Annotated in this window: 14 protein-coding genes; 13 read left to right on the top strand and 1 reads right to left on the bottom strand. The window is 72.9% G+C overall.

Annotated elements, in window-relative coordinates:
- The first annotated feature begins 44 nt into the window (after window positions 1-44).
- The 12 genes from ACZ6TV_RS43010 (at window position 45) to ACZ6TV_RS42955 (ending at window position 19,588) form a co-directional block, all read left to right on the top strand.
- Window positions 45-4,616: an amino acid adenylation domain-containing protein gene (locus tag ACZ6TV_RS43010; protein WP_465305142.1), complete on the top strand. Its 4,572-nt coding sequence runs from the start codon at window positions 45-47 to the stop codon at window positions 4,614-4,616.
- A gap of 89 nt (window positions 4,617-4,705) precedes the next feature.
- A complete protein-coding gene (locus ACZ6TV_RS43005) occupies window positions 4,706-4,939 on the top strand; it encodes an MbtH family protein (protein ID WP_465305295.1) in 234 nt (77 codons plus the stop codon).
- Window position 4,940: 1 nt separating this feature from the next.
- On the top strand, window positions 4,941-10,316 hold the full coding sequence (locus ACZ6TV_RS43000) for a type I polyketide synthase (RefSeq protein ID WP_465305140.1): 5,376 nt from the start codon (window positions 4,941-4,943) through the stop codon (window positions 10,314-10,316).
- 269 nt (window positions 10,317-10,585) lie between these two features.
- Window positions 10,586-11,344 (top strand): 2OG-Fe dioxygenase family protein, encoded by a 759-nt coding sequence (locus ACZ6TV_RS42995; protein ID WP_465305138.1) that lies wholly within the window; start codon window positions 10,586-10,588, stop codon window positions 11,342-11,344.
- A 12-nt stretch (window positions 11,345-11,356) separates the two neighbouring features.
- Window positions 11,357-12,004: a hypothetical protein gene (locus ACZ6TV_RS42990; protein ID WP_465305136.1), complete on the top strand. Its 648-nt coding sequence runs from the start codon at window positions 11,357-11,359 to the stop codon at window positions 12,002-12,004.
- Complete coding sequence (locus ACZ6TV_RS42985) at window positions 12,001-13,029, top strand: BtrH N-terminal domain-containing protein (RefSeq protein ID WP_465305134.1); 1,029 nt, start codon at window positions 12,001-12,003, stop codon at window positions 13,027-13,029. The genes ACZ6TV_RS42990 and ACZ6TV_RS42985 overlap by 4 nt, the downstream gene beginning before the upstream one ends.
- Before the next feature lie 91 nt (window positions 13,030-13,120).
- The gene (gene lysX / locus ACZ6TV_RS42980; protein ID WP_465305132.1) at window positions 13,121-13,993 is read left to right on the top strand and encodes a lysine biosynthesis protein LysX; all 873 of its coding nucleotides are present in this window, start codon (window positions 13,121-13,123) and stop codon (window positions 13,991-13,993) included.
- Window positions 13,990-14,703 carry a sulfotransferase-like domain-containing protein gene (locus ACZ6TV_RS42975; protein ID WP_465305130.1) on the top strand — a complete coding sequence of 238 codons (714 nt, stop codon included), beginning with the start codon at window positions 13,990-13,992 and terminating at the stop codon, window positions 14,701-14,703. The genes lysX and ACZ6TV_RS42975 overlap by 4 nt, the downstream gene beginning before the upstream one ends.
- A 96-nt stretch (window positions 14,704-14,799) precedes the next feature.
- A complete protein-coding gene (locus ACZ6TV_RS42970; RefSeq protein ID WP_465305128.1) occupies window positions 14,800-16,062 on the top strand; it encodes a cytochrome P450 in 1,263 nt (420 codons plus the stop codon).
- The gene (locus ACZ6TV_RS42965) at window positions 16,059-16,814 is read left to right on the top strand and encodes a thioesterase II family protein (protein WP_465305126.1); all 756 of its coding nucleotides are present in this window, start codon (window positions 16,059-16,061) and stop codon (window positions 16,812-16,814) included. The genes ACZ6TV_RS42970 and ACZ6TV_RS42965 overlap by 4 nt, the downstream gene beginning before the upstream one ends.
- A gap of 16 nt (window positions 16,815-16,830) precedes the next feature.
- On the top strand, window positions 16,831-18,981 hold the full coding sequence (locus tag ACZ6TV_RS42960) for an acyl-CoA dehydrogenase (RefSeq protein ID WP_465305124.1): 2,151 nt from the start codon (window positions 16,831-16,833) through the stop codon (window positions 18,979-18,981).
- 49 nt (window positions 18,982-19,030) lie between these two features.
- A complete protein-coding gene (locus ACZ6TV_RS42955; RefSeq protein ID WP_465305122.1) occupies window positions 19,031-19,588 on the top strand; it encodes a class IV adenylate cyclase in 558 nt (185 codons plus the stop codon).
- Here ACZ6TV_RS42955 and ACZ6TV_RS42950 read toward each other — a convergent pair.
- Complete coding sequence (locus tag ACZ6TV_RS42950) at window positions 19,585-20,295, bottom strand: helix-turn-helix transcriptional regulator (protein WP_465305120.1); 711 nt, start codon at window positions 20,293-20,295, stop codon at window positions 19,585-19,587. The two genes, ACZ6TV_RS42955 and ACZ6TV_RS42950, sit on opposite strands and share 4 nt — an antisense overlap.
- Window positions 20,296-20,357: 62 nt before the next feature.
- Here ACZ6TV_RS42950 and ACZ6TV_RS42945 point away from each other — a divergent pair, with 62 nt between their 5' ends.
- Window positions 20,358-21,230: an NAD(P)H-binding protein gene (locus tag ACZ6TV_RS42945; protein WP_465305118.1), complete on the top strand. Its 873-nt coding sequence runs from the start codon at window positions 20,358-20,360 to the stop codon at window positions 21,228-21,230.
- The last annotated feature ends 4 nt before the right edge of the window (window positions 21,231-21,234 follow it).

Here is a 21,234-nt window from a genome sequence, read left to right as displayed (position 1 = left end):
CACCCAGATCAGCACCGGATCCGACGGACAAGGAGTTGCCTGCCATGGACCAGCCGACCGAGCTGCAGACGCGGCCGGACGCGAGCCTCGCCGCCGCGCCGGAGACCCCGTCGAACGGGCAGCCGGACGCCGCGCCGGCCGACCTCGCCGCGCTGCGGACGCGGCTGGCGTCGCTGCCCCCGCAGAAGCGCCGGCTGGTGGAGCGGATGCTCGCCCGCCGCGGCGCCGACCTCGGCATCACCCGGCGCGCCGCAGGCAGCGACGAGGCGCCGTGCTCGTTCGAGCAGGAGCGGCTCTGGTTCATGTACGAGCTGCTGACCCGCCGCGAGATCTTCCACGTCCCGGTCGCGCTGCGCGTCGACGGCGACCTGCACCCCGGGTCGCTGCGCGACGCGCTGCAGCAGCTCGCCCTGCGGCACGAGTCGCTGCGCACCGTCTTCCGGCAGCGCGACGGCAAGCCCTACCAGCTGGTCCTGGACAGCATGGCGCTGCCGCTGGACGAGGTCGACTGCACCGGGGAGGCCGACCCGGCCGGCGCCGCGCGGAAGCACGCCTCCGGGCTGGTCGTCGAGGACTTCGACCTGGCCGAGGGGCCGCTGGTGCGCTGCACCCTCTACCGCGTCGACGAGCGCACCCACCTGCTCGCCCTCGTCCAGCACCACATCGTGTCCGACAACTGGTCGCTGGGGATCCTGCTGGACGACCTCGGCCGCCTGTACGCCAGGGAACGCGGCGTGCCGGTCGAGCTCACGCCCCTCGACGTGCACTACCCGGACTTCGCCGAGTGGCAGCGGGCCACCGTGGACGGCGCGTCGATGCAGCGGCTGCTGGAGCACTGGCGGGAGCGGCTCGACGGCGCCCCCGAGGCCCTCGACCTGCCCACCGACCGGCCCCGCCCGGCGATCCGCGGCAGCCAGGGCCAGTTCCAGCACGTGCGGTTCGGCGCCGACCTCGTCGACGGGCTGCGCGAGCTCGCCAAGCGGCACGACACGACGCTGCTCGGCGCGTTCCTCGCCGGCTACATCGCCTTCCTGTCGCGGATCGTCCGTTCCGACTCGCTGGTGGTGGGTGTACCGGTCGCCGGCCGCCCCCGCGCGGAGACCCAGCGGATGATCGGCTACTTCCTCAACTGGCTGCCGATCCACGTGAAGGTCGGCGACCGGCCCGACTTCCACACCCTGGTCCGCCGCACCGGCGTGGCCCTGGGCGAGGCGCTCGGGCACCAGGAGATCCCGTTCGACATGCTGGTCCGCGAGCTGCAGACCTCCCGCCGGCCCGGTGTGACCCCGATCTTCCAGACGTCGTTCTCGTTGCGCGACGGCGCGCCGACCCCGCCCAGGATGCCCGGCGTCGAGGTGTCGTTCGCCGAGCTCGACGGCGGCGCCACCCACTACGACCTGATGGCCGAGCTGTGGTGCGAGGGCGGCGAGGTCGTCGGCTACCTGCCCTTCGACGACGAGCTGCTCGACGCGTCCACTGTGGACCGCTGGGCCCGCTGGCTGGAGACCCTGCTGCGGGCCGGCCTGGCCACCCCCGACGTCCCGGTCGCCGACCTGACGATGCTGGCCGGGGACGAGCCCGCGATCATCCCGGCGCTCGGCGTCACCGGAAAACCGGCGGCGACGACCCTGCACGGCGCGTTCGCCGAGCAGGTGCGGCTGCACCCCGAGGCGGTCGCGGCCGCAGACGACCAGGAGAAGCTCACCTACACCGAGCTGGCCGGCCGGGCGAACCGGATCGCGGCCGCCCTGCGCGAGCGCGGCGAAGGCCCCGGCAGCATCGTCGGCCTCGTCCTGGAGCGCGGCGTCGACCTGCCCGCCGCGATCCTCGGCGTGCTCCAGGCCGGTGCGGCGTACCTGCCGATCGACCCGGAGAACCCCGCCGACCGCACCGCCGACCAGTTCGCCGAGTGCGAGGTCGGCACCGTCCTGGTCACCCCCGCGACCGCGAAGGCGCCCGCGCTGGGCGACGGCGGCCCGCGGACCCTGGTGCTGGACTGGTCCGAGCTCGCCGAGGCACCCGAGCCGGTGACCGTCGACGTCCCCGGCAACGCCCCCGCGTACGTGATCTACACGTCGGGCTCGACCGGCAAGCCCAAGGGCGTCCTCGTCGGGCACGGGCACGTGCTGCGGCTCCTGGCCGCCTGCGACGAGCACATGACCTTCGGCCCCGACGACGTATGGACGCTGTTCCACTCCTACGCCTTCGACTTCTCCGTCTGGGAGCTGTGGGGCGCGCTGCTGCACGGCGGCCGTCTGCTGGTCGTGCCGCAGTGGGCGACCCGCGCCCCCGACGTGTTCGCCGAGCTGGTGCAGACCGAGGGCGTCACCGTGCTCAGCCAGACGCCGTCGGCGTTCGGCCAGGTGAGCGCCGCGCTGCTCGAACGCGGCGGCGGCACCGCGCTGCGCTACGTCGTCTTCGGCGGCGAGGCGCTCAACCACGCCGCGCTGCGCTCGTGGGTCGACGCGCACGGCGACGAACAGCCCGAGCTGATCAACATGTACGGGATCACCGAGACCACCGTGCACGTCACCTACCGGCGGGTCCGCGCGGCCGACCTGGCCGAGACCGTGTCGCTGATCGGGCCGCCGCTGCACGACCTGTCGCTGTACCTCCTCGACGGCTCGCAGCACCCGGTCGGCCCCGGCGTCCCCGGCGAGATCTTCGTCGGCGGCGACGGCGTCACCCACGGCTACGTCGCCAACCCCGGCCTCACCGCGCAGAAGATGCTGCCCGACCCCTTCACCGGCCGGACCGGCGCCCGCATGTACCGCAGCGGCGACCTCGCGATCCGCCGCGCCGACGGCGAACTGCTGTACCTCGGCCGCGGCGACGACCAGGTCAAGGTCCGCGGCCACCGGATCGAGCTCGGCGAGGTCCAGGCCGCGCTCGCCGCCCTGGACGACATCGCCCGCGCCGCCGTCGTGCTGGAGCGCGACCGGGTCGGCGCCGCCACCCTCGCCGGCTACGTGGTCCCCGCCGCCGACGCGACCCCGAGCGGCTCCGGCATCCGCCGGGCACTGCTGCGGACGCTGCCCGAGTGGATGGTCCCCGCGACCGTCACCGTGCTCGACGAGCTGCCGCTGACCCGCAACGGCAAGCTCGACCGGCAGGCCCTCGCCGGCCGCCGCGAGCAGGGCGCCGCCACCGGCCCGCGCGGCGAGACGCCGACCGAGGGCACCGCGGCGCAGCTCGCCGGGATCTGGCAGGACCTGCTCGGCGTGCCCGCGGTCGGCGGCGAGGACAACTTCTTCGAGCTCGGCGGGCACTCGCTGATGGTGATGCACCTGGTCGCCCGCATCCGCACGTCGCTCGGCGTCGAGATGCCGATGGAGACCCTGTTCCGCACGCCCCAGCTGCAGCCCCTGGCCGACGCCGTCGACGAGGTGCGCGCCGGCTCGTCGCACGGGCCCGCCGGTACCGGCGACGACATCGCGACCATGCGCGCCGAGATCGCCGGACGGGTCGCCGGGATCCCGCGCCCGGGGGAGCGCGCCGACGCCGACCGTGGTGTCGTGCTGCTCACCGGCGCGACCGGGTTCGTCGGCCGGTTCGTCCTGGCCGAACTGCTGGCCGACGCCGGCAACCGCGTGGTGTGCCTGGTCCGGGGCGGGGAGCGTCGCCGCGACGACCTGGTCGCCGGGATGACCGCCCTCGGCCTGTGGCGCGACGGGCACGCGGCCCGGGTGCGGCTCGTCGACGGTGACATCGCCGCACCGCGGCTCGGGCTGTCCCCCGCCGACCACGACCGGCTGGCGCGGGAGGCGGGACGCATCGTGCACACCGCCGCGTGGGTCAACCACGTGTACCCGTACGAGCAGCTCGCCGACGCCAACACGCACAGCCTGGCCGGGCTGCTGGAACTGGCCGCCGCCGGGCGCCGCGCCGCGCTGACCGTCGTGTCGACCAGCTCCGTCTTCGACTCCGCCGGCTACCCGGTCGGCGAGCCGGTGCCGCCCGGCCCGCTGCACACGCTGCCGTCCACGGCGAACGGCTACGTGCGCTCCAAGGCGGTCGCCGAGCTGTACCTGGCGCACGCCGAGGAGCTCGACGTGCCCGCCGCCGTGGTGCGGATCCCGAGCGTCTTCGGCGACCAGGACCGCTTCCAGATCAACGCGGCCGACGCCGTGTGGAGCTGGTCCCGGGCGATGACCGAGACCGGCCAGCACCCGGAGAGCTTCGCCCTGGAGGGCAACGAGCTCTTCCAGGCGCTGCCCGCCGACGCCGCCGCGAAGGCGGTGCTGCTGGCCGACGGTGCTCCCGACGGCCACACCACGGCGGGCACCCGCTACCTCGACGCCGTGCCCGCGGCCGTCGGGAGCACCACTGACCTGCTGGCGGCGATCCGCGCCGCCGGGCACGAGCTGCGGCCCTGCCCGGACCGCGACTGGTACGCGCGGGTCGGCGAGCTGGACCCCGACCGGGTCTGGGTCGCCGGGATCGCCGGCCAGGTCGCCGCACAGCTGGCGGCGGATCCGTCCGCCGCCGCGCCCCGCACGCTGCGCCGCTGCACCGCCCCTTCCGGTGCGGGCGAACTCGGCGAGCTGCTGCGTACGCGGGCACTGCACACCCCGGCCCACCTGGCCGGGTACATCCGGACGCTCGACGCGTCCTGACCAGACCGGCAACTGACGCAAACGGACCGGGAGGAAAGCCCAGGCCCTTGCCCCTGCACGGCTGAACGGACGAGACCGAAACGATGGGAGTGACAGTGAGCACGGACGAGCGCACGTATCTCGTGGTGCGAAACCACGAGGACCAGTACTCGATCTGGCCCGCCGGGCAGGACGTCCCGGACGGCTGGGCCGCTGAGGGCTCCTGGGCTTTCCAGGGCCCGAAGGACGACTGCCTCGCGCACATCGCGGAGGTATGGACCGACCTGCGGCCGCTGAGCCTGCGCCGCGCGGTCGTCGCCGAAGGAGGTGTTCACGTTGGCTGAAATGGTGCACACGCCACAGACGAACCACGAAACCACGGAAGAGCCGCTCGCGGTGATCGGCATGAGCTGCCGCTTCGCCCCCGATCTCGACACACCCGGCCAGCTCTGGGAGTTCCTGCGGGCGGGGCGCAGCGCCGTCGGCGAGATGCCCGCCCGGCGGTGGGACCCCTACGAGGCCGACCCGAAGACCCGCGCGATCCTGCGCCAGACGACCCGCAAGGGCTCGTTCATGCAGGACATCGAGGGCTTCGACGCGGAGTTCTTCCAGATCACCCCGCGCGAGGCCGAGTACATCGACCCGCAGCAGCGCATCATGCTGGAGATGGCCTGGGAGGCGCTCTGCGACGCCGGGCTGCCGCCCATGTCCCTCGCCGGCACCGACGCCGGGGTCTACGTGGCCGCGAACACCAACGACTACGGCCGCCGGCTCCTGGAGGACCTGGACCGCACCGGCGCGTGGGCCGTCAACGGCACCACGTTCTACGGCATCGCCAACCGCATCTCGTACTTCCTCGACGCGCACGGGCCGAGCATGGCCGTCGACACCGCCTGCGCCGGCTCCCTGACCGCGCTGCACGTGGCGTCGCAGGCGCTGCGCTCCGGTGAGACCAGCCTCGCGATCGTCGGCGGCATCAACATCATGTCGTCGCCGGCCCTCGTGGTCGCCCTCGACGCGGCGTCGGCGACGTCGCCCGACGGGCGCAGCAAGGCGTTCGACAAGTCCGCCGACGGCTACGGCCGCGGTGAGGGCGGCGGCGTCGTCATCCTCAAGCGCCTGTCCGACGCGACCCGCGACGGCGACCCGATCTACGGGCTCGTCATGGGCAGCGGCGTGTTCCAGGACGGCCGCTCCGACGGCATGATGGCCCCCAACCCGGAGGCCCAGCAGCGGATGCTGGAGGAGACGTACGAGCGCGCCGGGATCGACCCGAACACGGTGCAGTACGTCGAGGCGCACGGCACCGGCACGCAGCTCGGCGACGCCGCCGAGGCGAAGGCCATCGGCAGCGTCTTCGGTCCCAGCCGGGACAGCGACGACCCGCTGCTGATCGGCACGCTCAAGCCCAACGTGGGGCACGTCGAGGCCGCGTCCGGCATCGCCGGCGTCATCAAGGTGCTGCTCGGCATGCGCCACGGTGAGCTGCCGCCGAGCCCGCACGAGGAGGTCAACCCCGAGCTGGGCCTGGAGGACGGCGGGATGCGCCTGGTCGGCGAGCCGACCCCGTGGCGCGCCGGTGAGCACGGCCGCCGGGCCGGTGTCTCCAGCTACGGTGTGGGCGGCTCGATCGCGCACGCCATCCTGCAGCAGGCCCCGGCGAAGCACCCGTCCGCCAAGGCCGAGCGTGACGACAAGCCCGGGCGCCCCTGGGTGTTCCCCGTGTCCGCCGCCTCGGAGCAGGGCGTGCGCGGCCTGGCCGGCGCGGTCGCCGACTGGGTGCGCACCAACCCCGGCGCCGACCTCGACTCCCTCGCCCACACGCTGACCGCCCGCCGCTCGCACCTGGCCCGCCGGGCCGTCGTGGTGGCCGGCAGCACCGACGAGCTCCTCGACGGGCTGGAGGCCCTCGCCGACGGCGAGCACTCGCCCGACGTCGTTACCGGCGCCGCCCGCGCCTTCGGCGACAGCGGTGCCGACGGCCCGGTCTGGGTGTTCTCCGGGCACGGCGCGCAGTGGTCCGGGATGGGCCAGGAGCTGCTCACCACCGAGCCGGCGTTCGCCCGCGTCATCGACGAGCTCGGCCCGGTCTTCGCCGAGGAGCTGGGCTGGACCCCGCGCGAGGCGATCGACGCCGGCGGCCCGTGGACGGTGACCCGCACCCAGGCGATGACCTACGCAATGCAGGTCGCGCTCGCCGAGGTGTGGTCGGAGCTGGGCCTCGCGCCCGGCGCGATCATCGGCCACTCCGTCGGTGAGATCGCCGCGGCGGTCGTCGCCGGCAGCCTCGACCGGATCGAGGCGGCCAGGTTCGCCTGCCGCCGGGCCCGCGCCCTCGAACGGGTCGCCGGGCAGGGCGCGATGGCGATGGTGCCGATGTCCTTCGCCGACGTCGAGCAGCGGCTCGCGGGCCGCGGCGGCGTCGTCGCCGGGATCGCCGCCAGCCCGCTGTCCACCGTGGTCTCCGGCGACATCGACGCGGTCGAGGCCTTCGTCGCCGAGCTGGAGCAGGACGGCATCCAGGCCCGCAAGGTCAACACCGACGTCGCGTTCCACAGCCCGCACGTGCGGGGCGAGGTCCTGGCCGAGGTGTCCCGGGCCGCGGCCGAGCTGCACGCCGTCCCGCCCACGGTGACGCTGTACAGCACGGCGATGACCGACCCGCGCTCCGGCGCCGCCCGCGAGGGCGACTACTGGGCCACGAACCTGGCCGACCCGGTGCGCTTCCACCAGGCCGTCCGCGCCTCGCTGGACGACGGCGCCCGGGTGTTCCTCGAGGTGTCCTCGCACCCGGTGGTGGCGCACTCGATCAGCGAGACCGCCATCGACGCCGGCGTCTCCGACGCGCAGGTCGCGATCACCCTCAAGCGCGAGCAGCCCGAGCAGCGCACGGTGCTGGCCAACCTCGGCCGCCTGCACTGCCTCGGCAGCCCGGTGCGCTGGTCGTACACCGGCGAACTCGTCGACGTGCCGGCCGTGCGCTGGCAGCACCGCCCGTTCTGGATCTTCCCGGACACCCCGGCGGAGCCGGCGGCGGGCATCGGGCACGACCCGGAGAAGCACACGTTGATCGGCGGGCACACGACCGTCGCCAGCGCACCCGTGCAGCGGGTCTGGCAGACCGAGCTGAACATGGACAACCGGCCCTACGCCCAGTCGCACAAGGTCGTCGGCGTGGAGACGGTCCCCGCCTCGGTGGTGCTCAACTCGTTCATCGGTGCCGCCGCCGGCGACGGCGACGTGCCCTACGGGCTGCGCGACATCGTGTTCCGCATCCCCCTGGCCGCGCACCCGACCCGCATCGTGCAGGTCGTCATGGAGCAGGACAAGGTCCGGCTGGCCAGCCGCATCAAGCGCGAGGACGGCGGTGGCGGCGTCAGCGACAACGAGTGGCTGACGCACACCACCGCGACCGTCGTGCCCGAGCCCGAGGTCGGCCTCACCCCGCTGGAGGACGTGGACACGATCCGCGCCCGCTGCCCGGTGTCGTGGACGTGGGCGAAGGTCGACGGCATCTTCCGCGCCATGGGTGTGGACGGCTACACGTTCCCGTGGGTCGTCGAGGAGCTGCTGCGCGGCGACGACGAGCAGATCGCCACGGTCACCGTCGACCACACGCCGAAGCTGCACCCGTCGAGCTGGACCGCGGTCGTCGACGCCGCCCTCACCGCCAGCGGCGTGCTGGTGATGTCGGAGGACTCGACCGTCCTGCGGACCTGCTCGCACCTGGAGTCGCTGCAGTTCAAGGGCGAGTCGCCGGCGCGGATCTACGTGCACACCACGCGGGACCCGCGCACCCCGGACACCATCAACATGCGGGTCGCCGACGAGACCGGCGCCGTCGTGTGCGAGGCCCGCGGCCTGCGCTACGTCAAGGTGCAGGACATCGGCTCCGGCGCGGTCGGCCCGCGCGACCTGGTGCAGGAGCTGGCCTGGGAGCCGGTCGAGGTCCGCGCCGACGCGCCGCAGCCGCGGCAGGCGCTGCTCGTCGGGCCGCCCGAGGGCGGTGCGGCGCTGGTCGAGGCGCTCAACGCCCGCGGCGTGCAGACCCGCACGGCCACCGACCCGGCCGCGATCAGCGACGGCCTGCTGGCCGCCGGTGACGTGGTGATCGTGGCACCGCCGGCCCTGCTGCCCGGCGAGGCACCCGAGCAGGCGGCCCGGCGGTGCGCGCAGGCGCTCGTCGACGCCACCCAGCGGGTCGCCGGGATCGATGACGAGCAGCGCAGGCCCACCATCTGGGCGCTGACCCGGGGTGTCCGCGAGGGCACCACGGAAGCCGCCCTCGCCCACGCCCCGCTGTGGGGCGCCGGCCGCATCGTCGCCGGTGAGCGTCCCGACCTGTGGGGCGGCACCGTCGACGTCGACAGCGGCGCCGACGTCGCCTCGGTGGCGGCCGTCATCGGCGCGCTGCCGCCGAACGAGGACGTGCTGTCCAGCACCGCCGACGGGCTCTTCGCGGCCCGGCTGCGCAAGCTGGAGCGGCCCGCCGAGCGGGAGCCGGTCGACTGCCGTCCCGACGGCACCTACCTGGTCACCGGTGGTCTCGGTGCGCTGGGTCTGGAGGCCGCGCGGTACCTGGTCGAGCAGGGCGCCCGCCGGCTGGTCCTGGTCGGCCGCCGGGGGCTGCCGCCGCGCTCGGAGTGGGACACCGTGTCCGACCCGGCGGTGGCCGCTCAGGTCGCCGAGGTGGTCGCCCTGGAGGCGGCCGGTGCGACGGTACGGGTGCTGCGGCTGGACATCTCCGACGCCGACGCGACCGCGAAGGCGCTGGACCCGGCCAACCTCGACATGCCGCAGATCCGCGGCATCGTGCACTGCGCCGGTGTCGTCTCCGACGCGCTGGTGGAGAAGACCGGCGCGGAGAACCTCGACATCACGTTCGGCCCGAAGGCCGACGGCGCGATGGTCCTGCACCGGCTGTACCCGGCCGGCACGCTCGACTTCTTCACCATGTTCTCCTCCTGCGGCCAGTTCGCCCGGCTCACCGGCCAGGTCAGCTACGCCTCGGCGAACTCGTTCCTGGACGCCCTCGCCGCGCTGCGGCACGCCCAGGGCGAGACCGGCTCGACGAGCTTCGCGTGGGCGCAGTGGATCGGCCGCGGCATGGGGGAGACGACCGGCAAGGCGACGATCCTCGAGGCCGAGTCGCGTGGCCTCGGCGGCATCACCGTCAGCGAGGCGCTGCGCAGCTGGAGCTACGCGGACCGCTACGCGCTGCCGTACGTCGCCGTCATGCGGGTCATGCCCGGGCACACCCTGCCCGTGTTCTCGGACCTGTCGGTGACCGACGCGGAGGCGGCGGACACCGGTAGCGGCGCCGTGGACTGGTCGACGGTCCCGGCGGACGAGCTGGTGGAGAAGGTGACGGCGGAGACGCACGAGCAGGTCGCCGCCGAGCTCAACCTCGCGCCGGAGGACATCGCGATCGACCGGCCGCTGCTGGAGCTCGGGGTCGACTCGGTGCTCACCGTGGCGCTGCGGGTGCGGCTGCACCGCTGCTTCGCGGTGGACCTGCCGCCGACGATCCTGTGGAGCAACCCGACGGTCCGCGCCCTCGCCGAGTTCCTCGCCGGTGAGGTCGGCGGCGCGGCGGAAGACGTGGCAACCGGGGGCGCCTCGGAGACGCCTCCTGCCGAGGAGCCCGGCACGGACGAGACGCCCAGCCTGACCCGGCAGGTGCCTCAGGTCCGGGTGGAGACCCCGGTAGCCGCCGCATGAGATCGGACCGGGTGCGGCGATGACCTCGCCGCCCCGGTCCGCCCGGGCCCGGGACGGTGCGATCCACCCGTCCCGGGCCCGTCGTGTTCCGCAGACTCTACAAACACTCCTATTTTCCTTTTTGGTGGTTTGAGCTGCGGAAACAGTGTTGAACTCGTCGTGGGCGAGCGACACTCGACAGGACGCGGTGTCGGGTGCACAGTATTCTTTGGACAAGGCCCCGAGTGTCCGCACTCGTTCACGTTGACCCATCGAGGGGAAAGCCGCTGATGGACAACTCAGAAGACCTCCGCGCCGGTGACGTCGCGCAGCTCGGTTGGGCACACGGCCGCCTGCCGCTGCCGACCGAGGGACATGACTGGCAACGCTTCACGGCCGCCTGGGACGACCTCGTCCCGGACGCCTATCTCGGCCCCGCCAGGTGCCGGCGCAACCGGCGGTACGGCCGGGTGCTCGCCCACCGCGACGGCACCCTGGAACCGCTGCTCGGCACCGAGTTCTTCCAGAGCAAGAAGATCAACCGGGCGTTCGGCGACCAGCTGCGCGTCTTCGAGCCGCTGACCGACGACGCCCTCACCAGCTGCCGCTTCAGCGAAATCCTGCAGGAGTCCGTCGGCCTGGTCAACGACGCGGCCGGCAGCCGCGACTGGGAGCTCGGCATCCACATGATCCGCGTCATCGCCGAGCCCGACGAGGTCTCCGAGCCCGCACCCGAGGGCCGGCACTCCGACGGTCACGAATACGTGGCGATCCACCTCATCGGCCGGCACCACTGCGTCGGCGGCGAGAGCCAGGTCTTCCGCCGCGGCGAGGAGCGGGCCCGGCACCGGGTCACGATGACCGAGCCGCTCGAGGCGCTGGTGCTGTCCGACACGACGATGGAGCACGCCGTCAGCGAGATCCGCACCGAGGACCGCGACGTGCCCGGCTGGCGGGACACGATGATCGTCGACTTCAACACCGTGCCGGACCTCGCCGAGGTGAACGGGCGGACGCACAGCTCCCTGCAGGCTCTCTCGCTGTACTGATTGGAGGGTTCGATGAGCAGCCAGGTATCCAGCGCGCCCGGCCGCGTCGTGCAGCGGCTGCCCGCCACGACGACGCGCCCGGAGTTCTGCCTGATCAACATCGACGATCTGCTCAACAACCGGGCGACGAGCGGCGCCGGCGAGCTGACCGCCGGCCGCATCAACGCGTGGGGCAACTCGTTCCCCGCCGAGGAGCTGCCCGCGCCGCGCGCCCTGGTCGAGGTCGCCGGCATCCCGTTCATGTGGCCGGACGCCGGCGCCGACGGCGACAACGTCCGCGCCGAGGGGCAGGTCATCGACGTCCCGCCGGGCCGCTACGACTGGATCTACCTGCTGGCCGCCTCCGAGCGGCGCAGCGAGGACATCCTGTGGGTGCACTACGACGACGGCTACGCCGACCCGCTGCGGGTGGGTGTCTCGGACTTCCTCGACGGCACACCCGCGTTCGGTGAGGAGCCCGCGTTCAAGACCGCGAAGATGCACTACCCGCACCACGTCCAGCAGGGCCTGCCCACCACGATGTGGCTGTCCCGGATCGGGATGCCGCGGCACGGCACCGCCCAGGCGCTGCGGCTGCCCCGGCTGGTCGCCCTGCACGTCTTCGCGGTCACGCTGGTGACCGGCGTCGAGGTGCGCCTCGCGGAGGGTGCGACGGCATGATCACAGCCAGCACCCTCAACCAGGTCCAGTTGTGGACCCGCGACCTCGGCAGCTGTCTGCACGGCACCATGGCGACCGTGCTCCTGCACGACGGGCACGACCCGGTCACCGTGCTGGGCGCGCCGTGGGAGTTCCGCCGCAAGGCCGGCGCCTGGACGACCGAGGAGTACTACTACCACGCGGCGCCCGACTCCCTCGCCAAGCGGCTCGCGCTCTACCACCCGTTCGAATCGACGTGGCACCAGAGCAAGGAGGCGGGGCTCGACGAGCTGCGCGACGCGCTCGCCGCCGGGGTGCTGCCGATCGCCGCGGTGGACAACTTCCACCTGCCGTTCCGGCCCGCCTTCCACGACGTGCACGCCGCGCACCTGCTGGTGGTGTACCGGATCACCGACACCGAGGTGTTCGTGTCCGACGCCCAGCCGCCGGCGTTCCAGGGCCCGATCCCGATCGCGGACTTCCTGGCCAGCTGGGGCTCGGCGAACCCGGCGGACGACGGCGACGTGTTCTTCAGCGCCAGTCCGAGCGACCGCCGCTGGCTGCACGCCCGCATGCGGGGTGAGGTACCGGAGCCGGACCGCGAATGGGTGGCGAGCGCCATCCGGGAGAACGTGGCCCGCTACCGCCGGCCGTCCGAGGGCGACACCCTGTCCGGGGTGCAGGGCCTGCGGGACTACCTCGGCGAGCTGTGCGCGCTGCCGCCCGCGTCCGGCGCGGCCGAGGTCGCGCTGAGCGAGCTCTACGTCATCAGCTGGAACATCCAGGCGCAGACGGGCCTGCACGCGGAGTTCCTGCGCCGGCGGGGCGTCGAATGGCGCATCCCCGACCTCGCCGAGGCCGCGGCCCGGGTCGACGCCGTCGCGCACGGCTGGACGGGCGTGCGGATGACCGGCGCGCACTCGCGGGTCTGGGACCGGCACCGCCCGGCCGAGCTGCGCGAGCACAGCGCCGAGCTCCTGCGCCGTCTCGAGGTCGCGCTCGACCAGCTCGACCGCACCGCCGACGCCGTGGCCCGGCAGGCGTGACCCGCTGGGCCGGAAACACCGCGGACGCCGTGTCCCGGCAGGGGTGACCGCACAGGGTCACGCCCGCCGGGCCGAACACAGAAGGGCCATCGTGGACATCACAGACATGCCGATCGCCGTCGTCGCCTCCCGGGTCCGGCGGGAGGAGCGGCTGATCCTCGAAACCATGCAGCGGCGCGGGCTGCGCCACGAGTACGTCGACCCCCGGAAGCTGACGGTCATGCTCGCCGACGGGCGGCCGCCGTACCGCGCGGCGCTCATGCGCGAGGTCAGCCACAGCCGCTCCTCGTCGGTCGCGTCGACGCTGGACGCGCTCGGGGTGCCGACGCTCAACCGGCCGCCGGTGCTGGAGACGTGCGGCGACAAGCTGCGCACCACCCTCGCCTTCCACAACGCCGGCCTGCCGATCCCGCAGGCGGCGGTCGCGTGGGGGACCCCCGCCGCGCTGGACGCCATGCCGAAGATCGGCTACCCGCTGGTCGTGAAGCCGGTGACCGGGTCGTGGGGCAACCTGACGGCGCGGGTCCACGACGAGGAGCAGGGCCGGGCGATCCTGGAGCACCGTGCCGCGCTGCCCAACCCGCAGCAGCACGTGTACTACCTGCAGGAGCACATCGACAAGCCGGGCCGCGACATCAAGTCCTACGTCGCCGGTGACCGGGTCGTGTGCGCGATCTACAAGAACGCGGTCGACGACTGGCGCACCAACACCGCCATCGGCGGCGCGCCCACGCCCTGCCCGATCACCGACGAGCTCAACGACCTCGCGGTGGCCGCGGCGAACGCGGTCGGCGGCGGGTTCCTCGGCGTCGACCTGCTGATCGACCAGGAGGAGCGCCTCTACGCCAACGAGGTCAACCACACGCCGGAGTTCCACGGCGCGATCGACGCCACCGACGTCGACGTCGCCGGGTGCATCGTCGACTGGCTCGTCGGCACCCTCGAGGAGGTGGAGTCGACATGAGCGGGCTGCTCGCCCTGTGGAGCGCGCCGCGGTCCCGCTCCACCGTGTTCTTCCGGATGATGCTGGAGCGCGACGACCTCCTCGCCGTCCACGAGCCGTTCTGCAACATCGCCAACGACGGCCGCACCGGGGCCGGCGACCGCGAGGCCGACTCCTACGACGCGCTGATGGACGCGCTGCTGGAGCAGTCGGCGGGCGCGACGGTGTTCTTCAAGGACACCACCGACTGCCGCTACGACGACCTCTTCGCCCGCGAGGACTTCCTCAAGGGCGCCCGGCACGCGTTCCTGCTGCGGCACCCGAAGGAGATCATCCCGTCGTACGCGGCGATCAAGCCCGACATCGCGCTGCACGAGGTCGGCGTGCAGTATCTGCACCGCATCCACCAGGCGGTGCTCGACGCCGGTGGCGAACCCCTGGTCGTGGACTCCGACGACCTCGTCGACCGCCCCGAGGCCACGGTGCGCGCGTACTGCGCGGCGGTGGGTCTGCCCTTCAGCGAGGACATACTGCGGTGGCAGCCGGGGGAGCGGCCCGAGTGGCGGCAGTCCGCACGCTGGCACACCGACGTCAGCGAGAGCTCCACCGTCCGGCGCACGGAGCGCTCGTACGAGCGGACGATCGAGACGGATCCGTTGCTGCGCCGCTATTACGAGCACCACCTGCCGTTCTACGAGCAGCTGTGGGATCGACGGATCCGGATCTGCTGAGGTCCAGCTCGGGTTGCCGCCTGCAGACTCCGCAGTTACTGTGGCCTTGGGCGACAGTCGACACATACGACACTCCGCCAGCGAAAGGCATGGTTGATGATTATCTCAACGCCGCCGTTCTGTCCGGTGCAGTTCGACGACCCCGACCTGCTCAACTCCGCGTTCCACGCCGTGACGGACATGCACGCGCTGTGGGCGCACCTGCGCGATGTGGCGCCGGTCTACAAGGCCGACCCGGGCGGCGACCGCGAACCGTTCTGGGTGGTGACCCGGCACGAGGACGTCACCAGGGTGCTGCGCACCCCGACCGAGTTCTCGTCGCGGCGCGGCACGATCCTCAGCGTCCTGGACCTGAACACGCCGGACATCGCCACCGACGACATGCTCGCCGACACCGACCCGCCGCGCCACGGCGAGCTGCGCAAGCCGCTCAACCCGGCGTTCGCGCCGGAGCTGGTCGAGACGCACGACGAGCTGATCCGCGGGCTGGCGCGCGACGCGATCCGGCGGGCCATCGACAAGGACGTCCACGACATCGCGCACGACACGATGATGTTCGCGATGTCGATCACCGGAACGCTGATGGGGCTGCCCAAGGAGGACTGGGAGCACCTCATGCACGTGGTGATGATGACGATCGCCTACGAGGACCCGACCTACGCCTCCGGCAACGCGATGGCCACGGTGCGGCAGGCCCGGCACCAGATGTTCGAGGCGTTCCGGGAGCAGTTCGCGCTGCGCGAGCGCGGCGCCGAGCACCCCGACGCGATCGGCGTCATGCGCAACATGGACCTGTCCGAGGGGCCCATGTCGGAGCAGCAGGCGATGGTCAACGGCTACGTGCTGCTCATCGGCGCCAACGTGACCACGCCGCACACGCTGTGCACCCTGTTCTCGCAGTGGGCGCAGCATCCGGAGCAGTTCGAGCGGCTGCGCGACAACCGCGACGACATCCAGATCGCCCTCGCCGAGGTGCTGCGCTGGGCGTCCCCGGTGACCGCGCTGATGCGGTACGCCATCCAGGACGTCGAGCTGCAGGGCCAGACCATCAAGGCCGGCGACCCCGTCAGCGCCTGGCTCGGCTCCGCCAACCGCGACGAGCGGGTCTTCGACGACCCCTACACGTTCGACCTGAACCGCCGGCCCAACAAGCACCTCGCGTTCGGGATCGGCCCGCACTACTGCATCGGGGCGGGCATGGCGAAGGTGACGCTGCAGATCTTCATCGAGGAGATGCTCGACATGGTGGACACCGTCGAGATCGCCGGCGAGGTCCAGCACGTCGCGTCGCACTTCGTGCCGGGCTACAAGAGCCTGCCGGTGCGGTTCACGCCGCGGAAGGTGGCGGCCGCGCTGTGAGCATCCAGCAGACGACGCAGGCCGGCTCGTGGTTCGACCAGCGGTTCCGGTCGGTCACCGCCACGCACAGCCTCTACTGCTTCCCGTTCGCCGGCGGCTCGGCCACCTACTACGCCGCCTGGGAGCGGTACTTCACCGGCCGGGTCGAGCTCGTGCCGGTGCAGCTGCCGGGGCGCGGTGCCCGGATGGCCGAGCCGCCCGCCACCGACCTGGGCGGCCTCGCCGACCAGCTCGCCGAGGCGATCGCCGCGGAGCCGACCGAGATCGTGCTGTTCGGCCACAGCATGGGCGGCATCCTCGCGTTCGAGGTCGCCCGGCGGCTCAGGACCGCCGACCGGCCCGTGCGGCACCTGTTCGTGACGGGCCGGCCCGCGCCGCCGATCGTCCGGCCGCGGGAGCCAGTCAGCGACCTGCCCCGCGCCGAGTTCATCGACATGCTGCGCGACTACGGCGCGGCGGACGAGACCGTCTTCGAGCACGACGACCTGCTCGACCTGCTCATGCCGATGCTCAGGGCGGACTTCTCGATGATCGAGAGCTACCGCATGCAGCCGGGACCGCTGCTGTCGTGCCCGGTCACCGCGTGGTGCGGCGACGACGACCCGGGGGTGCCGCCGGCGGCGATGGCCCCGTGGGGCGAGCAGACCTCGGGACCGTTCGCGCTGTCCGTGCTGCCCGGCGGGCACTTCTTCCTCACCGAGCACCACGCCCGGGTCGTGCGGGAGGTCCACGCCGCCCTGCGGGGCGTCTGACTTTAGGAGCCTGAGCATGGATTTCGATGTTCCCCAGGACACCCTCGACTTCGCCGCCGAGGTCGAGCAGGTGCTGCGTTCGCCGGAGACGGCGCGGCTGCTGCAGGACGTCCATGCCCGCAGGGACGGGATGGACGGCGACGTCCGCCCCCTGTACCGGCACCTCGGCGCCGCCGGCATCCTCGCGCCCTCGTGGCCGGCCGAGTACGGCGGCCGCGACCTCGACCACACCGCGACGGTGACGCTGCTGGAGCAGCTCGTCGCGCACGGCATCCCGCAGAACCTGTACTGCATCTCGGTGCAGAACGTCGGCTCGCTGATCCTGGCGTCCGGCAGCGAGCGGCAGCGCAAGGACCTGCTGCCGGCGATGGCGAGCGCCGAGACGACGGCCTGCATCCTGTTCACCGAGCCGACCAACGGCTCCGACCTCGCGGCCCTCACCACGACCGCCGTCCGGGACGGCGACGGCTGGGTCCTCAACGGGCGCAAGACCTACAACCTCAAGAGCGCCTACGCCGACTTCGCGCTGATCGCGGTGCGCACCGACCCGCAGGCCAGCGTCTACGAGGGCATCACCCTCTTCCTGGTGCCGCTGGACACGCCGGGGGTGACGATCAGGCCCATCCCGAGCCTCGCCAACGAGCAGTTCCACGACATCTGGTTCAGCGACGTGCACGTCGGCGACGACGCGGTCTTCGGCCCGCCCGGCGCGGGCTGGTCGCTGATCACGCAGATGTTCGCCGCGGAACGCACCGGCCTGGACTACTACGCGCGCGGCCGGCACTGGCTGAACATGATCGCCGAGCGCCTCGACGCCGACGGCCGCCGGCCCGGCGACGTCACGCGGGTCGGGCTGGCCCGGCACCGCACCCGCCTCGCCGCCAGCAAGCTGCTCAGCTGCCAGGTCATGCAGAACCTGCAGGACGGCAACGCCGACATCGCCGAGTCGTCGTTCGCGAAGTGGCACTGCAGCGAGACCGGCCAGCGCATCGCCTGGTGGGCCCTGGACGCGCTCGGACCCGACGTGCTCGTGCCGGGACCCGGCGCGGGGGACCGGATCCTGGAGGCGGCGCTGCGCGAGTCGCCCGGCGTCACGATCTCCGGCGGCGCGTCCGAAGTGATGATCGACATCCTGAGCAGCGCCCGGGTCTTCGACACAGGCGGTGTCGCCGCTCCCGGCGGGCCGCGCCTGGACGCCCTGCAGCAGCGCCTGCACGACGCGGTCGACGCCGTGCTCACCCGCACCGGCGACCTGTCCGCGCAGCTCGGCACGATCGGCGTGCCCGCGCTCGGCGCGCCGGCGGACCTCGGCGGCGCCGCGCTCGGACTCGGCGCCGACATCGTCGTCAACGACCGTCTCGGCCACGCACTGCAGCCCCTCGCCGCCTACCGCGACACCGCGTTCGCGCTCGACCTCCTCGACGGCCTGCCGGACGTGCCCGCGGACACCGTCGCGGAACTGCTGGAGGGCGCGAAGCAGGCCGTCGTGATCGGCGCCCGCACCCCGTCCGGCATCCGCGCCAAGGCCGACGGCACCCTGTGGGGCGAGTCGGAGCCGCTGCCGCGCGCCACCGTCGGGCTGTGCGTGGTGCGCACCGAGGACGACGCGTGGCACCTAGTCGTCGCCGACCCCGCCACCTGCCTCACGGAGTCCGTCGAACACTTCGGCACGCCCGCGACCCGGATCCACTTCGACGGCGCGCCCGCCACCCCGCTGACCATCACGCCGGAGCACTGGCTGCGCGCGCTCACCGCGGCCCGGATCCGTCAGGCCGCGGTGCTGCTCGGCACCGCGGACCGCATCCTCGAGGTCGCCCGCGCACACGTCAACACCCGCGTCCAGTCCGGCAAGCCCCTGGTCGAGCGGCAGACGGTCGCGCACCGGCTGGCCACCCTGATCGGGGAGGGCGACGGCTGGCGGCTCGTCCTGCACGAGGCGGCGTGGAAGTTCGACAAGGGGTTCGAGCCCGGCGACGCGGTGCCGGCGGCAGGTGTACTGGCCGCGCTGGCCGAACACGCGCAGACGGCCAGCCGGACGGCGCTGCAGCTGCACGGGGTGCGCGGCATGCTGGCCCACTCGACCACGGCCACCGCGTATCGCCAGGTCTGCGTCGAGTCCACCCGGCTCGGCAGCCCCGCCGACCTGTGGCTGGCCGCCGCGTCCTGACACATTCGAGGACGTCGTCGCCACCCCGGCGGCCCGTAGCATTGACGGCGTGGCCGGCGGGGTGGACGAGGTCGAGAGCAAGCATCCCGTGCCCGACCCCGCGGCGCTGCGGGCCAGGCTCGCGACGCTCGGGTTCGCGCACGGGCCGGTGCAGGAGCAGCTCGACGAGTATTACGACACCCCTGACGGCCGGCTGCGCGGGCAGGACCTCGTGAGCCGCCTGCGGGTGGTGGCAGGCCTCGCGACGGCCGGCTTCAAGGGCCCCCGCACGCACGCGCCCGACGGCACCTACCGCCGGGTCGAGGTCGAGTTCCCCGTCGAGGCCGCGTTCGTCCGGGCGGCGTTCGCCGCCCAAGGTCTCACCCTGGTGTGGCGCCTGGCGAAGCGCCGCCGCGAGTTCCGCCGCGGCGCCCTGGTCGTCGCGGTCGACGAGCTGCCCCGGCTGGGGACGTATGCGGAGTTCGAGGGCCCGCCACCGCAGATCGCCGCGGCCCGCTCGCAGGTCGCCGGTCTCATCGCCGCGCCGGAGCCGCGAAACTACGCGGAGCTGGCCCGCTCCTGGCTGCGCTCCCAGGGTCTGCCCGACGCCAGGGAGCTGCTGTTCTAGCGGTGCGCGTCGCCGGTGCCGGAGTCGCTCGTGAGCCAGTCTTCGATCGAGTCCCAGGGGAAGGCGCGACCCTCATGTGGTCCGGGCAAGGTTGTGCAGGCCCGCATCCGGTCGAGCCGGAAGAGACGCCAGTCGTCGCGGTCGAGGTCGTAGGCGACGAGGTACCAGTGCCGCCGGCGCAGGAGATGCCGATACGGCTCGACCGTGCGGCGCGAACGGCGGCCGTGCCGGTCCGCGTAGTCGAACGCGAGGCGCGCACCCGTCGCGACGGCGTCCGCGATGGTGCCGACGAGCTCCCAGTCCACTGACGTGGGAGCCTCGCGCAGGACCTGGGTCGACAGCGCCACCGCTGCGGCACGCCGCCGCAGGCTCTCGGGCAGTACCTGTTCGAGCTTCGTGCGCGCGGTCGCGGCCGTGGCGTCGCCGGGCAGCCACGCTTCGAGGACCAGCAGGCTCGTGATGATCGTCGAGACCTCGTCCGCGCCGAGCAGCAACGGCGGGATCTTCACGCTCGGCCGCAGCGCGTAGGCAGCGCCCGGGCCCGGGCGGGAGCTGACGTCGTAGCCCATGTCGCGCAGGCGCATCGCGTCCCGGCGAACGGTGCGCCCGCTGACCCGCAAGCGGGCCGCGAGGTCGTGGACGCTCCACTCCCGCCCTGACTGCAGGAGCGCCAGGAGTTCCAGTGACCGTGTCGAGGGGGAGTCCATGAGTCCAGGATCCCCTGGGATACGGCCAGTAACAGGCCGCATCTGTGGCTAGCGTGGAGGTTATGAGAATCGCCGTCACAACACCTCAGGGCAACGTGGGCCGGCATCTGACGCGCATGCTCATCCGGGCCGGCGTCACGCCGGTGCTGCTCACCCGCCACCCGGAGAACATCCCCGCCGCCGTCGCCGGGCACGCCGACCTGGTGGCGACCGACTCGCGCGAGCCGAGCCAGGTCATCTCGGCCACCGCCGGTGCCGATGCCGTCTACTGGGTCGACCCGCCCGCCGAGTCCGCCGACCCGTTGGCCGACTACCGCCGCGCGACGGAGTCCGTCGTCGCCGCGGTCGAGGCGAACCGGATCGGACGGGTCGTGTTCCAGAGCAGCGTCGGCGCGGAGAAGCGGCACGGCGCGGGTGAGATCGACGGCCTCTCGGAGACGGAGGTCGCCCTCGACAACTGCGGCGCTGACGTCACGCACCTGCGGTGCGGCTACTTCTTCACCAACCTGCTGTTCGAGGTGGAGTCGGTGAGGACCGGGCTGCTGCAGACCGTGCTGCCCCTCGACGCCCCGATGAGCTGGGTCGCCCCGCGGGACGTCGCCGAGGTGGCCGCGCTCGCCCTGCTGAGCGACCGGTGGAGCGGCCGCCGCGTCCAGGCCGTCCACGGCCCCGAGGACCTGACCTGGACCCAGGTCGCGAAGATCCTCACGGACGAGCTCGGCCGGGAGGTGCGCGTCGAGCGGATCGCCGACGAGCAGATGCGCGAGCAGTACCTGCGGGCGGGCATGCCGCCCGCCATGGCGGACGCGGTGCTCGGAATGTCCACCGGCCTGCGCGACGACTTCGTGCCCGAGCAGGACCGTTCGGTGCTGACCACCACCCCGACCCTACTGCGGAGCTGGATCCGTGAGGAGCTCGTCCCCTCCGTTCGTTGATCAG

The sequence above is a fragment of the Dactylosporangium sp. NPDC051087 genome, from assembly GCF_055586325.1.
This window is presented reverse-complemented; position numbering and strand designations above follow the sequence as displayed.

Bases quoted from the DNA above. Each gene is read 5' to 3' on its own strand.
- ACZ6TV_RS43010 (WP_465305142.1), top strand. From the start codon at position 45: ATGGACCAGCCGACCGAGCTGCAGACGCGGCCGGACGCGAGCCTCGCC.
- ACZ6TV_RS43000 (WP_465305140.1), top strand. From the start codon at position 4,941: ATGGTGCACACGCCACAGACGAACCACGAAACCACGGAAGAGCCGCTC.
- ACZ6TV_RS42995 (WP_465305138.1), top strand. From the start codon at position 10,586: ATGGACAACTCAGAAGACCTCCGCGCCGGTGACGTCGCGCAGCTCGGT.
- ACZ6TV_RS42990 (WP_465305136.1), top strand. From the start codon at position 11,357: ATGAGCAGCCAGGTATCCAGCGCGCCCGGCCGCGTCGTGCAGCGGCTG.
- ACZ6TV_RS42985 (WP_465305134.1), top strand. From the start codon at position 12,001: ATGATCACAGCCAGCACCCTCAACCAGGTCCAGTTGTGGACCCGCGAC.
- ACZ6TV_RS42975 (WP_465305130.1), top strand. From the start codon at position 13,990: ATGAGCGGGCTGCTCGCCCTGTGGAGCGCGCCGCGGTCCCGCTCCACC.
- ACZ6TV_RS42970 (WP_465305128.1), top strand. From the start codon at position 14,800: ATGATTATCTCAACGCCGCCGTTCTGTCCGGTGCAGTTCGACGACCCC.
- ACZ6TV_RS42960 (WP_465305124.1), top strand. From the start codon at position 16,831: ATGGATTTCGATGTTCCCCAGGACACCCTCGACTTCGCCGCCGAGGTC.
- ACZ6TV_RS42950 (WP_465305120.1), bottom strand. From the start codon at position 20,295: ATGGACTCCCCCTCGACACGGTCACTGGAACTCCTGGCGCTCCTGCAG.
- ACZ6TV_RS42945 (WP_465305118.1), top strand. From the start codon at position 20,358: ATGAGAATCGCCGTCACAACACCTCAGGGCAACGTGGGCCGGCATCTG.